Here is a 14,124-nt window from a genome sequence, read left to right as displayed (position 1 = left end):
ATCGGGAGCCTTTTTAGTTTTTCGTTATCAATTAATTAAAGACAGTAGTTGTTTTCGTTGAAGTAGCGGCGGCACAGTGATGTGCCGTTTTGGCAGTCCGATGGCGTGTTGGATGTGTAGGATCCTGTGCGGGAGCAGTTTTTGGTGCCGCCGTCTTTGACCTCAGCCACGAATTCGCCAGAGGCTGTGACTTTGCCGTTGGATGTGATTTTGTATCTGACAGTGTTGATACCTGGATCCAGAAGCGGGCGTTGCAGCAAGGTGGCGATCCACAGGTTGATGGATTTCTTGCTTTGGCTTTTGGCGCTGTCGTAATCAACAGTTTTGGTTCTTTGTGATCCGTCCTGGTGCAGGGCGGTCAGCGTGACCGAGTCACCCTTAACACCCTTCGGGCCGACGAAGTAGTCGTACTCGCCCGCCGTCAGAATTTCTTCGCGGCAGATGAACGAGCCGTGGGATGGACCGCCTGGGTTGTTCCCGAAGCAGTGGACGACGATTCTTCCTTGAGCAAGAACAGCTGTTTTTTGATTTCCGTTTTTGAAGCCGACTTCGGCGTGGGCAGACAGACCTAGCAAGAAAATGAATACTGAAAATACCGATTTCATAAAGTTCCCCCTGTGCAATCAAGTCTGGCACGATCCAGACTTGAATTGCAACACAGGAGCGACTTTTACGGCACAGGGCACAGATTGTCTTTTTGGCAGTGGATGATTCTGTCGCGCAACTGGGTCATTTCATCCAAGTTGTGCTCAAGCTCGACATCAAAGCCCACAGCTTTTCCGCCTTTTTGCGATACCGAGATGAACTCACGCACATACTGGAATTTGTCATAAGCGTACTTTTCCCCGGTGGAGGTGTTGATGAACTCCAAAGGAGCGCCCGAACCCAGGTGGGTCAGGAAGCGTTTGCGCTGTTGTTTGGCTTTGGTCAGACCGTTTTTCAGGTTGCTGTAACACTTTACTTCGCCCACCATCGCAACTTTCTGAGTGTTGTGATCCATCAAAACCATGTCCAGTTCACCTACGGTGCGACCTTTCAGGTTGTAGGCAATGCCCACGATCACTTCATATTGGGGAGCAGGGTATTTTTCAGAAAACTCAGCGCGGGCGACCTCTTCGCACACTGCACCGGGATCACGATAATGACGGGCTTGATTGCGGATTTTCTCGAAAGTCTCATCCATACCCGCAAATGCAGACGCCGATGAAAGCAACAACAACAGAACGACAACAAACTTATTCATGGAATGCCCCCGAATGGAGGCAAGTGTGCCACAGGGTGGGGCTGATTCCCAGTGGTGGATGGGACCTGGGAAAAACCGATAGGCCTGTCCAGATTGTTGACAGTGAAAGACGTAAAAAAGGAGCCTCGTGGGCTCCTTTTTAGGCGGGAAGGGAGATATTAGAACCCTTCGTTTTCCTGTTTTGTACCGAGTTTGCTTGGGCGAACTTTGGTGCCCATGGCATCGATCAGAGACCGGCCAAAGTGGCTCATCTCTTTGGCGGTGGCATCAACGCCGTCTTCGGCGGCGCGGGAATTTTTGTCATTAGGATCCCCACTGAAGCTTTTCATATTGGCCGTGTTCACCGCGATCACACCCGTGGCGCCCACGCCCTGATCCAGGATGGTCAGTGCTTTATACAGATTCAACTGACGGGATGTGCGGGTTTTGGAAGCCAGTTGTGACTGGGCATCCCCCGTAGCCAAGATGTATTTTTTCACGTCACTGGCAGAGAAAGACTGTTTGTGTGCCATCACCAAAGCAGCTGCACCTGTCACAAATGCGGTGGCTTGCGATGTGCCCGTCATATAACCGTAAGAGTTCCCCGGAAGGCAGGACAGAATGTTCTGGCCCGGAGCTGCGATATCCACAGTCTCGACACCATAATTGGACGATGCCAAAACTTGCGTGCTTGGATCGATCGCCGTGACTGAGATGATGTTGCTCAGTTTATAATCGGCCGGATAGTAGTGATGTTGATCCGAGTTGGATCTTTCATTCCCCGCCGCCGCGACAAAAAGGATGCCCTTTTTCTCGGCTTCGGCGATGGCATCATGCTCTTCTTGTGAAAACTCAGTACCACCACCTGAATAGTTGATGATGTGTGCGCCCATCTTCACTGCGTAGCGGATGGAAGCCACGGTGTTTTTCAAGTTATCCGTGCCCGGAACTTTCGGGTCATAGTATTTTAGAATCATCAGGCTGACTTCCGGGGCGATCCCGGTGATGCCTTTGCCGTTTCCGGCCTCTGCGCCGATGATGCCGGCGATATGCGTGCCGTGTCCGTGATTGTCATCCAGTTTTGGATTGTTGGAAACAAAGTTCCAGCCATAGACGTCATCCACAAAACCATTGCCGTCATCGTCAATGCCATTGGTGGCTTTGTCGCGGCCCATGGCATCTTTGCCGGTTTCACCCGGGTTGCGCCAAAGGTTGCCCGCCAAGTCTTCGTGTTTGATGTCGATGCCGGTGTCGATCACGGCAATCACGATGTCACGACTGCCCTTGGTGACGGACCACGCTCGAGCCGCATCGGATTTTTTCAGTCCCCAGGCCTGACTGATGGCGGGGTCGTTGAAAAGCGCACTCGGTTCATCAATGACTTTGTCCGTCTGAGAGGTGATGAATGATTTTTCCAGAGCACGTGTGCTGTCTTTTTTAGAGCTTTGAGAACGGGAAGGGGAATGTTCTTCTGTGGAATACAGGTATAGACCCAGTCCACCAAAAAACACCAAACCGGTACAGCCAGCTGCAACAATCATCTTGCGAGAAAACATGAAGTATTCCCCTTTCTCCACAAACACTTATCGGAATTTAAAGGGCCAGCATAAGCACGAAAGGGTTTGATCTCATCTTGAGACGGTCGGGCCAGTGTGGGCATACATTATATAGATATTGCCGGAATGGTTTAAACTAAAGCCTGGAGGCCCCTAACCGAAGAGAAGAACATGAAAAAGTTTAGAATGTTTCTGACCTTCAGCGCTTTGTTCCTGATCTCGTGCAATCAGACTGTGGGGTCAGGTGAGCTGGATTTGGGAAGCTTGAGCGAAGACGCCACCTTCCACAATCAAACCGAAACCGGAACTTCCTCCGGCAGCGAATTTCATTACGTTAAAATGGATCTGAAAGCCAACGGGGACTTCGAGCAAACCGAAGCTTTGTTTGACCAGACAGGGTCTGGAACCAGTTGCCTTCTTAAAGGTACTTGGGCCGTTGAGCCGGGCACCGTGGATTCGGAAGTTGGCAACGAGCTTGTCGTGACGGTGACAGAGCTGAATGGCAGCGCTGTGGCGCTTGAAAAGCGTTACGACCTGCGTGAGCTGAGCTATCAGAGCCTGAAATACAAATGGAACGAAAATTTGGACCTGTTGGATCTGACCAACACCTTGTATGCAGACTATCCCGAATACACAGCCGCTCAAGCCGGTCTTGTCGCGGACACCTTCTGCAACCGCTAAAGCTTTCGAATTCTTATCCCCAGTCTCGGATCTTGGACCACGGCTGGGGGATTCTTTTAAGAATGCCTCCTCAGATTGCATATATTTGATCTTATGGCGGCACTTCGTTCGCATTACGTCTCTGCATCCGATTAACGGAAAAGGAGACAAAAATGAAAGTTCAGAATTTTAACAAAGTATTGGTTATGGCTATCGTAGTGGCGGCTGCGCCATTCGCACAAGCGAGCTCTCTCACTGGTTCCGAGCTCAATTCTGTCAGAGGCGTTCTTCGCGCCATGAATATCGATGAATCGCAGTTATCCAATGAGGAGATTGAAGCGCTTCGTCAGCGGGGGAGTGAAATCCGCTCTTATGAAAAGTCCAAAGCCGATCTGCTAGAAGATGCTAAAGATGGTTCAATTTATAGAACCTGTGGCGCGGGATCTCATGGTGGAAGCGGCGACCCTGTTTAATTTGATTGAGGAATATCATGAAAAGTATCATCGCTAAGCATGTAAATGGAAAAGAGTTCTCAAGCTTGAAATCTCCTGTGCTGCTGGAGATGATCTTTGATGATTTGATTCTGCTACTACGTTTTATTCATGAAGCTGAAAAGAGCGGGTCTTTAAGTGGCCCGTTCTTTTTCACAAATCAGATCGATTACCTTGATAAAACTTGGCATCACTTTATCCTGCATACGAAGTTTTACAGTGATTTTTGTGACCGAGAGTTTGGTGAGTACCTGCACCATTCCCCTGAGACTGTTTGTGATAACGAAGGGGAGGTAGATGGTCAGATGGTTGCAATAGCTCTTGAGCAGCAAATGAATTTGTTAGAGTCTAAAATGGGTGTTGATTTTGTGAATAGGATATTCTTTCTTTATCCAGAACTGCTCGGTGTTTAGGAGATCGTACATGTATTCAAAAGACCTTGGAAGTGGCTTTACGGTGAAAGAGGTATCTGCGGTAGAGCTCAATGCCTGCTTAGATGAACACTTCGCATCTGTATATTCAAACAGGCATGAGGCTGAGGCAGTTCCGTTCGATGACCCTCAAGCGCAGGCGAAAATTGATGAACGTCGTAAGCAGGAGCAGAGATACCGGCTGAGACTGGCTGTGTTTTTCGAGGGCAGTATCGTTGGGTGGCACTATGGTCATGCAACGGATGCTGAAACCTATTATATGCAAAACTCAGCGGTACTGCCATCCTTTCGCGGCATAGGCCTTTATGCCAAACTCCTGACCTGCACGCTTCAAAAGCTTCAGGAAGAAGGATTCCAGGTTGTTACCAGCATTCATCACCCTAACAACCCGTCGGTCTTGATTCCGAAGTTAAAGGCTGGGTTTATCGTTACGGGGATGCAGTTTCATGAACGCTTTCGTTCGTTGATAGAGCTGAAATACATTTATAACCCTGAGCGCAGAAAGCTGTTCTGTCGGAGTTTGGGACTGGATATCTAAATAAAAAAAGCCACCTTGTCGGGTGGCTTTTTTGTTTGAGATTATCTGGAAAGCTTTAGCAATTCTTCCGGGAACAGCGAGCCTTTGTCCTGATGAAGCAGTCTTTGATAGAAGACGTAATTTCGCATTGTCAGTTTGATGTAAGATCGGGTCTCTTCGTACGGAACCTCTTCAATGAATTCCACGGAATCATCACGGTAGCGGGTTTTCAACCAGCCGCGGATGGCGCTGTCGTTGGCATTGTAACCGGACACTGCCAAAATGTACTGATCCTTGTACTTGCGCATCAGATTCTTCAATTCAAAGGCCCCCAGCGGGACGTTGATTTCAGGCTTGTACAGGTCCAGAGCCTCGCCATAAGGCAGACCGTTTTGTTTGGCTAGCTGCTTTGCTACGCTGGGCAGAAGCTGCATCAGGCCGAAGGCATCCACGGGGCTGCGCGCTTCTGGGTTGAAGGCGGATTCCTGACGGATGATCGAGAAAATGAATTCCTGCGGAATGCCGCTTTTTTTGGAAGCAGCAGCAATGATGTCGCCATACGCCTGCGGGAACAGCAGATCCGGATGGTCATTTAGCAAACGATCCTTCACCTGAGGTTCCAGCGCCCCAATCGCCGAGAACAGCGGCAGGTAAAGACCGGAACGGGCATAGCCGGAAGACACTGCAAGCCAGGTCTTTTCAGAAGTGACATTGCGTTTTTTCAGATCATCCACGGCGATGTTCAGGATTTTTTCCGCGAACGGTTTTTCGTTCACGGCAATTAGCCACTCCGTCGTCAAACGGGTTTGTGCATCCAGTTCTTCAACTGAAAACAGGCTCAATCCCTGCAGTTCGTTCACATCCACTTTCAGTGGCGGGAATTCCCAGCCCAGTTCGCGGTAGGCCAATACGCCATAGTAACCGAGAGGATCTTCTTTGATCAGGGTTTGCAGTTCAACTTGCGCCTCGGGAGCTTGATCCAGCTTCTTCAGCGTGCGCGCCAGCCAGAAACGGGCGCGCGCCTTGTCGGAAGAATCCTTCACCAGATCCTTCATCTGCTCAAGGCTGCTTTTCGCCTCGGGCCATTGGGAAAGCTTGTAGTAGTTCCAGGATTTCAGCCACGCGATCTTGTCACGTAAGCCCGCAAAGCTGACAGGCTGCTGATAGCTGGCTTCAAAGTATTCCAAGGCTTTCTTGAAATCTCCTTTTTCTTCGTCGATGCGACCCAGAATGAAATAAACCTCATCCATCGGATAGGACCCACGAAGCAGGCGGTGAGTTTCATTCAATACTTTCACCGCACGGGACGTTTGGTCCTCCGTCCACAAAGTTTTTGCAAACAGAACTTGAGAATCATGGAAGCGGGCAATCGAACGGCGGTCTTTTTTGTTTTTCTGGAACTGAGTTTTGGACCAGTTCACGACATCGGCGGTCGCATTGATGTATTCCGTGCGACGCTGCGCCACTTTGTAAGTCTGACGGATGTTTTTCAAAGCCTGGAACTGTTCATCCGCCGTGGCTTCTTTTGCCGCCAGAATTTTCTTATAGGTCGCAAGAGCCTGATCAAATTCACGATGGAAACGATAGTCCGAGGCCACAGCACTCAGGTCTTTGTACGCCGGAAGCGGGTTCAGGCGCGGAGAGTTTTTATAAAGCTGGGTCTGAATGCTTTGAATGTCCTCTTTCAATTCGAGCTTTTGCGCGATCAAAAGGGCTTTCATGTAGTATTCTTCTTTTTTCTTTTTATTGGATTCAGCGCGGGCTTTTTCAATGTACGCCGGCAGGTCGTCCTGAAGCTCTTCAGAAGCCAAAGCCTCTTTCAGTTTGATGTCGATATAAAGCTCGCGGTACCACGGCGCCACGTTTGCTGGCAGCTCTGCCAGGGTGTTAATGCGCTCACAGGATTCGTAAGCACGCAGCAAAGCCAGATCATGCAGCGGGAACTCGGGGATCAGGGAAAGGCGGGTGAAGCCTGCGCAGGCCTCTTGGGGCTGCTTTTCTTTTTTTGCCATGGAAACGGTGTAGGTCTTCCACCACAGAATGTTATTTTCGTTAGAACCGACTTCCAGTTTTTCCAGATCAGAAATAGGAGCAGATCTCCACTTTGCTATAAAGTTTGGCAACGGCGGAGTCAGGCGCTTGTCAATACGGGAATCAAAACGCGAGGTGGTCGCGCAACCAAGAATCACAGAGAAGAATGTCAGGGCTAGTACTATACGAGGCATACCAGTAAGGGTATGCCCATTCAGAGGAAGAAACAACCCCGCAGGGCGGAAAGCCATTCTAAAGTTGGCTTTCCGCTGCGCGCGGTCTTGCAGGTCGTCTTAGAAGCGACCGCGCTGAAGAGCTTCGATGCGAACTTCCAGAGGAGGGTGAGTCATGAACAATTTGGCGATTCCACCTTTGTCGCGGTTGGAAATCATCAAAGTCGCAGTCTGACCTTCTTCCGGTGGAATTGGCAGATCATACACCGAGCGCAGTTTTTGCAAAGCTGCGACCATGCTGTCGCGGGAGGAATACTTCGCACCACCGGCATCCGCACGGAATTCGCGCTGACGGGAGAAGTAGTTCACCACGATAGAACCCAGCATTGTGAAGGCGATATCGCCCAGGATCGTCACGGCAAAGCGCACGATCTCACGGTATTTCTCGTCCACGTTGGCAGCCACAAGGCCGGCCAGGATTCGGGAGAAGAACATCGCAAAGGCATTCACGATACCCTGGATCAGAGTCATGGTCACCATGTCACCGTTGGCGATGTGGGCCACTTCGTGCGCCAGAACGCCGTCGACTTCTTTTTCATTCATTCTCTGCAAAAGTCCGGTGGAAACTGCAACCAGAGAATTCTTTTTGGAAGGACCTGTCGCGAAAGCGTTGATGTCCACGGATTCGTAGATACCAACCTCTGGCATTTTAGGAAGCTGAGCGCGTCTAGCGAACTCATGAACTTTGTTTACCAAGTTGCGCAGTTCCGGATTTGGATTGTTGGCGTCGATAATTTTCACGCCATGGAACATCTTCGCCATCCACTTGGACATGAACAGGGAGATGAACGCGCCACCCATACCCCAAACGGCACAGAAGGCCATCAGGAACGGAATATAAGAGTTAAGTCCCGCCATGCCCAGAAAGCGGCTGACGATAGACCAAACAATCCCGATCGTGACGATCACAAGGACGTTCGTTAGAACAAATAGACCAATACGTTTCAAAAATGCCATTTATGCACTCCTTCTAGAGTCATTTAATAATGATAACTCTAAAAGGAATGTCAATGCCATCACGTTGTGACAGGTTGTTTTTGATTTTTTTGACCGCTTCCGCCAGTGGGGGTGGTGCTAAAATGGAACTTGAGCAAATCCTTTTCGAGTTCAACACTTACGCGTCCACCGTCAACAAGACGGCCGAAAAGAAGTTCGTCCACCAAGGCTTTCTTCAGATTTTCGTCCACGCAACGAGCCAAAGGACGCGCTCCGTAAACCTTGTCATAGCCCTTTTTCATTAGCCACTTAATCACATCTTGAGAAACGTTCAGTTCCACTTTTTTCTCAAGCAAAGTCATTTTCAGCTCGTCCACAAATTTCTGAGTGATACGGATGACCATATCTTCAGAAAGATCGCGGAAGGCCACCACGGCATCCAGGCGGTTGATGAATTCTGGCGCAAACGCTTTTTTGATCGCATCCATGGACAAAGACCCACGGTTTTCATCGATCAAACCAATGGTGCCGCGGGATGTTTCAAGGGCGCCGGCGTTGGAAGTCATCACCAGAACCACGTTCTTGAAGTCAGCCACGCGACCATTGCTGTCGGTCAAGCGACCCGCATCCATCACTTGCAACAAAATATTGGTGATGTCCGGGTGCGCTTTTTCAATTTCGTCCAGCAACAGAACACAATAAGGATGTTTGTTCACGGCTTCCGTCAACAAACCACCTTCTTCATACCCCACGTATCCCGGAGGCGCGCCGACCATACGGGCGACGGCGTGCTTTTCCATGTACTCACTCATGTCAAAGCGTTCAAAGTGAACACCCATGATGGTCGCGAGCTGTCGGCAGACTTCCGTTTTACCGACACCCGTAGGGCCGGTGAACAGGAAGCTTCCGATAGGTTTGTTCGGACGGCCCAGGCCGCTGCGCGCGTACTTGATGTTCGCGACCAGGCGGTCGATGGCTTCGTCCTGACCAAAGATAAGGGCTTTCAGTTTTTTATCCAGATCACGCAACTGCGTTTTTTCACTGGAAGAAATGCTTGCCACCGGAAGGCCGGTCATTTTGGCAATGACTTCTTCGATTTCTGGGACGCCAATTTTGATGTCTTCCGCATTTTCATACTTCAGGCGGAAGTAAGCCCCGGCTTCGTCCAGAACATCGATGGCTTTGTCAGGAAGCAGTTTTCCGTGAATATGCTTCTGGGAAAGTTCCACAGAAGCCTGAATGGCTTCATCCGAGTAAGAGACCTGGTGGAACTCTTCATAGGATTTGCGCAAGCCTTTAAGGATTTTCACGCAGTCTTCTTTGGACGGTTCGTGGATGTCGATTTTTTGGAATCGGCGATTCAGCGCGCGGTCCTTTTCAAAGTACTGGCGGTATTCCGTGTGGGTGGTGGAGCCAATACAGCTGATATCTCCGCTGGCCAAGGCGGGCTTCAAAAGATTCGAAGCATCCATCGAACCCCCACTGGTCGCACCGGCACCCACAATTGTGTGGATCTCATCGATGAACAAGATGGCGTTCGGGTGTTTTTCGATTTCTTTGACGACGGCTTTCAGGCGTCCTTCGAAATCCCCACGGAATTTGGTGCCCGCAAGCAGGCCGCCCAGATCCAAAGAGTAAATAACGGCATTTTTCAGTTTTTCAGGAACTTGGTTTTGCACGATTTTTTGCGCCAAACCTTCCGCGATCGCGGTTTTACCCACGCCGGGTTCACCGATCAAAAGCGGATTGTTTTTGGTGCGACGGCAAAGGACCTGAATGGTTCTTTCAATGATGTCCTCACGGCCAATCAAAGGGTCTAACTTTCCTTGTTTGGCGCGTTCGTTCAAGTTCACGCAGAAACTTTCAAGCGGGGAGCCGCGGGTTTCATCTGCGCCTTCAGCTTGGTATTCTGCTGATCTTGGTGCGGAGGCCGAAGGGATGTCGTGATCTTTCCCGTCTTTGGTGATCCCGTGAGAGATAAAGTTGATGATGTCAAACTGGGTCAACCCTTGGCGAGCCAGTGCAAAAGCGGCGTGGGAATCTTGTTCATAGAACAAAGACACCAACAGGCTTCCTTCGGAAATCTGATTGCGTCCAGCGCTTTTCATTTGAATTGCCGCACGCTGAATCAGTCGATGGCAGGCGAGGGTGAACTCAGGGGTCCAGGATTCAAAGCCTCCATAGGATCCCAATTGTTCATCGGTAATTTGGGGGATGCCGACCTTCAGGTGATCGCGCAGATCCTGTTTTAGTTTCTGCACATTGACTGCACAGGCTTCCAGAATTTCCACCATCACGGGGGATTCGGACAGGATGAGGAGTATGTGCTCCAGAGTCACAAATTCGTGTCGGTTGCGTTTGGCGAGTTCCGTGGCTTCGGCGAGCTTGCGCTCAAGTTCTCGGCTCATCATGCTTCCTCCTCCAGTGTGCTCTTTAGGGGGTACTGATTGAGTTGCGCGAATTGGTTGACCTGCATCACCTTCATCTCGGCAATCTCAAGGCTGAAAACCCCTGCGACACCTGCACCCTTCTTATGAACATCTAACATTATTTCAGTGGCTTGCTCTTCTGTTTTCGCAAAAAAGCGACGCAATACAAGGACGACAAAGTCCATGGGCGTGTAGTCATCGTTGAGTAGGATCACCTTGTACATCTTCGGAGTGTCTAGTTTTGGGACAAGCTGGACGCCCGCTTCCCCCTCGGGAGATGCAAAAGGATAGTTGCTGTTGCTGTCTTTTTTATTGTTACCCATGTGTTTATTCTACCTTATGACTCAATTTGAGCACTCTTTCGTGTCTGGCAAGTCTAGCAGAGTGAAAAAAGCTGGCTATAGGTCGAGAGTACTGCGTGTCCCTTACATAATAAACATGAAACAAATTACCCAGTCTTATTCGAGACAGGACCTTGCAATAACAATTCACTTTTGACACACTTATGTGGGTAAACAGTTAGTAAAAGAACCATGGAGGTCTTTAAATGTTTTCAGTTAAAAGAAAATCTCAAAGCGGTTTCTCGCTTGTAGAGTTGATGGTCGTTGTTGCGATCATTGGTATCCTGGCGTCCATCGCCATTCCGTCTATCAACAAGTACATGGCGAAAGCTCGTCAGTCTGAGGCGAAGACAAATTTGTCTTCTCTTTACACTGCAGAGAAGGCTTTCTATGCTGAATACAATACGTTTGATAGCCGTTTCTCTGCGGTTGCTTACACTCCAGAAGGGCAGTTGAGATATAATATCGGATTCAATGCTGCTGGTACAATTGCGAATGCCGGTAATGGTTTCAATACAACAATTACCAATGCCAACTTTAAAGCCGCTGGTGCTGGTGCTGCTGCTTATTGCGGAGTAAATGGTGCCTTCCAAAATGGTTGTACAGTATTGCGTGGAGCGACTGGGGCGAATAACCCTGATATCGCAGCAGGTATCTGTACAGCAGGTGGTGGCTCTGCTCATCCTGCGGCTTGTACGACGGCAGCAGCAACGTTCCGAGCTGGAGCTGCTGCAGTAATTCAATCGGGTGCTGTAGGTGAAGACCACTGGTCCATTGATGACTCTAAAGTTATTAGAAATACTAGAAATGGTATCTTGTAATTCTACGAAGTATTCTTTTTTGTCTTTTAGGAAGATCCCAAGTCTTGTGCTTGGGATCTTTTCTTTTTCTCTTCTTGTGATTTCTTTGCGGAATTTTCCGCCTCAATCTCTAAATCAAGGTGCTTACATTGCCCCGCCGCCGATGCTTGAGCGGATGTCTTTCGGATATTCTGAAGTGATCGCCGATGTGCTATGGATACGAACGATTCAGGATCTGGATTATTGTGAAAAAAGTGTCGGGGAAAATATTTGTGTGGGAGACTCTTGGTTGTACAAGATGCTCGATACTATAACTGAGTTGTCTCCGAAGTTCCGAATTGCCTATGCGGCTGGTGGATTGGCTCTAACAGTTATTATTAGTGATATCGACGGCGCTACCAAGATTTTTGAGAAAGGGGTTAAGGAGCTTCCCCAAGATTGGCCAATTGCCTATCGTGCAGCTTATCATTACATGTATGAAGTAAAAGACAATAAAAGAGCAGCCGATCTTTTGGTTCAAGCAGGGAAGAATGGCGGCCCTCCTTGGTTTCTTACTCTAGCCGGTCGTTTGTATTCAGATGCAGGCAATCTAGAGCTTGCAGAGTCTGTCCTTCAGGACATGATCAACACCGAGCAAGATCCGGTTCTGATCAAGCGCCTTCAGGATAAAATCGAATCCATGAAGAAGGCAAAACCAACCAAATAATTCAGCGACTATCGCAAGCACAGCCTGGCCCAACGTGGCAGGTTTTGTAATTGGCAATACATGAATCTCCACAAGCTTTCCCTTTTCTGCAGATCTTGCAGCAGTGCTGAGCCGGAGACCTCAACGGTTGAGCTTCAGTAAGTTTCGCGATATTGAAAACAGTCGAAGAAGACGAAGCCATCTGTGCAGAACTGATAGAACAAACGCCAAAGATCAAAGTAAAAATCAGTATCACCCCACGCATACCACCTCCCGAGTAGTACTCATCGGAATAATGTAAACATTCTTTAGTTAACCCTATCTCCGCCCTTAGACGCTATGCGCACCCGAAAAGCCACCGTCAGCTCACGGAGAGGGCTTCCCTGCTGCCTGCAAGTTCCGCAGCGAAGCGAGGACTGTCCGAAGCGGGCAGCAGGGAAGCCCTCCCCGGGGCCGTGTCGCACAAGGTTTTTTCGAGGAAGCCTTGACGGGCGTGGTTTTGACACCCTATTTTGTCATATTCATCACGAAAAATAGCGCACAACGTTAGGTTCCATAAACTATGGCTGGCAAAAGAGATTACTACGAAATTCTGGGCGTCGAAAAAGGCGCTGATCAGGACACCATCAAAAAAGCTTATCGCAAACTGGCGATGCAGTTCCATCCGGACAAAAACCCCGGCAACAAAGAGGCCGAGGAAAAGTTCAAGGAAGCTGCAGGGGCTTATGAAGTTCTGAGCGACGCACAAAAACGCGCGCAGTACGATCGTTTTGGTCATGACGCCTTCACTCGTGGTGGTGGCGGTGGTGGCTTCACGGATGCAGAAGACATCTTCTCGCACTTCGGGGATATCTTTGGCGACTTCTTTGGTGGTGGCATGGGCGGCCAGCAAAGACAGCGCAGAAACCGCAATGAACCGCGCCGCGGCTCTGATTTGCGCTACGTGACCGAGATCACGTTGAAAGACGTTATCACGGGCATTGAAAAAGAAATCGAATTTGATACCGACAAAAACTGTGAAGAGTGCAAAGGCACCGGCGCCGAAAAAGGCTCGCAAGTCAGCACTTGCGGCACGTGTGGAGGTTCCGGCCAGGTCGTGCGCCAGCAGGGCTTTTTCGCGATGGCATCCACATGCCCAACCTGTCATGGTCAGGGCACAGTGATCAAAAATCCATGCAAGCCGTGCAAAGGCAAAGGCCGCGTGGCTGAACACCGCAAGATCCGTCTGAACATCCCGGCAGGGGTGGACACGGGCACACGTCTGCGTGTGGCGACGGAAGGTGAGGGCGGTTACATGGGGGGGCCTCCGGGTGACCTGTATGTTGAAATCCGCGTTAAACAACACAACAACTTCGAACGTCGCAACGAAGATCTTTTCGCCGAGCTGTCACTGCCTTACGTGCAGATGCTTCTGGGTGCAGAAATCGAAGTGCCGACCGTCACAGGCAAAGCCAAACTGGAAGTCCCTAAAGGCACTCACCATGGTGACAACGTGAAACTTGCGGGTGAAGGATTGCCTTCGCTCAGAGGCAACCGCCGCGGTGATATCTACTTCACTGTGAACGTGCAGTTCCCGGAAAAATTACATAAAGACGAAGAGAAGCTTTTGCGAGAAATTGCTAAGGCACGCGGTCTGAATGTGACCTCGGAAGGTGGCTTCTTCGGCAAGAAGAAATAGGATCCCGCAAAAAATTGCGGCCCCGGCGCAGAAGGGTTACGCCAGGGCCTAGAGGGGTCTTGTTTTTGTTTTGTTTTAAGAGAGGAGCGAGGTCACATCATGCCTTCAGCTGCC

At 49.7% G+C, this 14,124-nt stretch carries 14 protein-coding genes; 7 read left to right on the top strand and 7 right to left on the bottom strand.

The window, feature by feature from the left end; translation table 11 throughout:
• Window positions 1-35: 35 nt before the first annotated feature.
• The 3 genes from B9G79_RS12385 to B9G79_RS12375 form a co-directional block, all read right to left on the bottom strand.
• Window positions 36-605, bottom strand: a complete 570-nt coding sequence (locus B9G79_RS12385) for a hypothetical protein (RefSeq protein ID WP_232468638.1) — start codon at window positions 603-605, stop codon at window positions 36-38.
• 65 nt (window positions 606-670) lie between these two features.
• Complete coding sequence (locus tag B9G79_RS12380; protein WP_088565783.1) at window positions 671-1,243, bottom strand: hypothetical protein; 573 nt, start codon at window positions 1,241-1,243, stop codon at window positions 671-673.
• A 158-nt stretch (window positions 1,244-1,401) separates the two neighbouring features.
• A complete protein-coding gene (locus B9G79_RS12375; RefSeq protein WP_232468637.1) occupies window positions 1,402-2,778 on the bottom strand; it encodes a S8 family peptidase in 1,377 nt (458 codons plus the stop codon).
• Window positions 2,779-2,949: 171 nt separating this feature from the next.
• Between B9G79_RS12375 and B9G79_RS12370 the strand changes: the two genes are divergently transcribed.
• The 4 genes from B9G79_RS12370 to B9G79_RS12355 all read left to right on the top strand — a co-directional run bounded on the left by B9G79_RS12370 (window position 2,950) and on the right by B9G79_RS12355 (window position 4,898).
• A complete protein-coding gene (locus tag B9G79_RS12370) occupies window positions 2,950-3,459 on the top strand; it encodes a hypothetical protein (protein WP_088565781.1) in 510 nt (169 codons plus the stop codon).
• A 152-nt stretch (window positions 3,460-3,611) separates the two neighbouring features.
• The gene (locus B9G79_RS12365; protein WP_088565780.1) at window positions 3,612-3,911 is read left to right on the top strand and encodes a hypothetical protein; all 300 of its coding nucleotides are present in this window, start codon (window positions 3,612-3,614) and stop codon (window positions 3,909-3,911) included.
• Window positions 3,912-3,928: 17 nt separating this feature from the next.
• Window positions 3,929-4,342, top strand: coding sequence for a hypothetical protein (locus B9G79_RS12360; protein ID WP_088565779.1), 414 nt, complete (start codon window positions 3,929-3,931; stop codon window positions 4,340-4,342).
• Between the two features lie 10 nt (window positions 4,343-4,352).
• Window positions 4,353-4,898 (top strand): GNAT family N-acetyltransferase, encoded by a 546-nt coding sequence (locus B9G79_RS12355; RefSeq protein WP_088565778.1) that lies wholly within the window; start codon window positions 4,353-4,355, stop codon window positions 4,896-4,898.
• A 41-nt stretch (window positions 4,899-4,939) separates the two neighbouring features.
• Here the strand turns inward: B9G79_RS12355 and B9G79_RS12350 are convergent, their stop codons facing one another.
• From B9G79_RS12350 to clpS, 4 genes are all read right to left on the bottom strand, one after another.
• Window positions 4,940-7,102: a lytic transglycosylase domain-containing protein gene (locus tag B9G79_RS12350; RefSeq protein ID WP_232468635.1), complete on the bottom strand. Its 2,163-nt coding sequence runs from the start codon at window positions 7,100-7,102 to the stop codon at window positions 4,940-4,942.
• Window positions 7,103-7,201: 99 nt separating this feature from the next.
• Window positions 7,202-8,098 (bottom strand): protease HtpX, encoded by an 897-nt coding sequence (gene htpX, locus B9G79_RS12345; protein WP_011163785.1) that lies wholly within the window; start codon window positions 8,096-8,098, stop codon window positions 7,202-7,204.
• A 59-nt stretch (window positions 8,099-8,157) separates the two neighbouring features.
• Window positions 8,158-10,488 (bottom strand): ATP-dependent Clp protease ATP-binding subunit ClpA, encoded by a 2,331-nt coding sequence (clpA, locus tag B9G79_RS12340; protein WP_088565776.1) that lies wholly within the window; start codon window positions 10,486-10,488, stop codon window positions 8,158-8,160.
• A complete protein-coding gene (gene clpS / locus B9G79_RS12335; protein WP_011163787.1) occupies window positions 10,485-10,829 on the bottom strand; it encodes an ATP-dependent Clp protease adapter ClpS in 345 nt (114 codons plus the stop codon). Before clpS ends, clpA begins: the two co-directional genes overlap by 4 nt.
• 224 nt (window positions 10,830-11,053) lie before the next feature.
• On the opposite strand from clpS, the gene B9G79_RS18520 reads away from it, so the two are divergent.
• From B9G79_RS18520 to dnaJ, 3 genes are all read left to right on the top strand, one after another.
• Window positions 11,054-11,668 carry a type IV pilin protein gene (locus tag B9G79_RS18520; protein WP_088565775.1) on the top strand — a complete coding sequence of 205 codons (615 nt, stop codon included), beginning with the start codon at window positions 11,054-11,056 and terminating at the stop codon, window positions 11,666-11,668.
• Between the two features lie 46 nt (window positions 11,669-11,714).
• On the top strand, window positions 11,715-12,353 hold the full coding sequence (locus B9G79_RS12325) for a tetratricopeptide repeat protein (RefSeq protein ID WP_232468633.1): 639 nt from the start codon (window positions 11,715-11,717) through the stop codon (window positions 12,351-12,353).
• A gap of 541 nt (window positions 12,354-12,894) precedes the next feature.
• Window positions 12,895-14,010, top strand: a complete 1,116-nt coding sequence (gene dnaJ / locus B9G79_RS12320) for a molecular chaperone DnaJ (protein WP_088565774.1) — start codon at window positions 12,895-12,897, stop codon at window positions 14,008-14,010.
• The last annotated feature ends 114 nt before the right edge of the window (window positions 14,011-14,124 follow it).

Source organism: Bdellovibrio bacteriovorus, assembly GCF_002208115.1.
Taxonomy (GTDB): Bacteria; Bdellovibrionota; Bdellovibrionia; order Bdellovibrionales; family Bdellovibrionaceae; genus Bdellovibrio; species Bdellovibrio bacteriovorus_C.
This window is presented reverse-complemented; position numbering and strand designations above follow the sequence as displayed.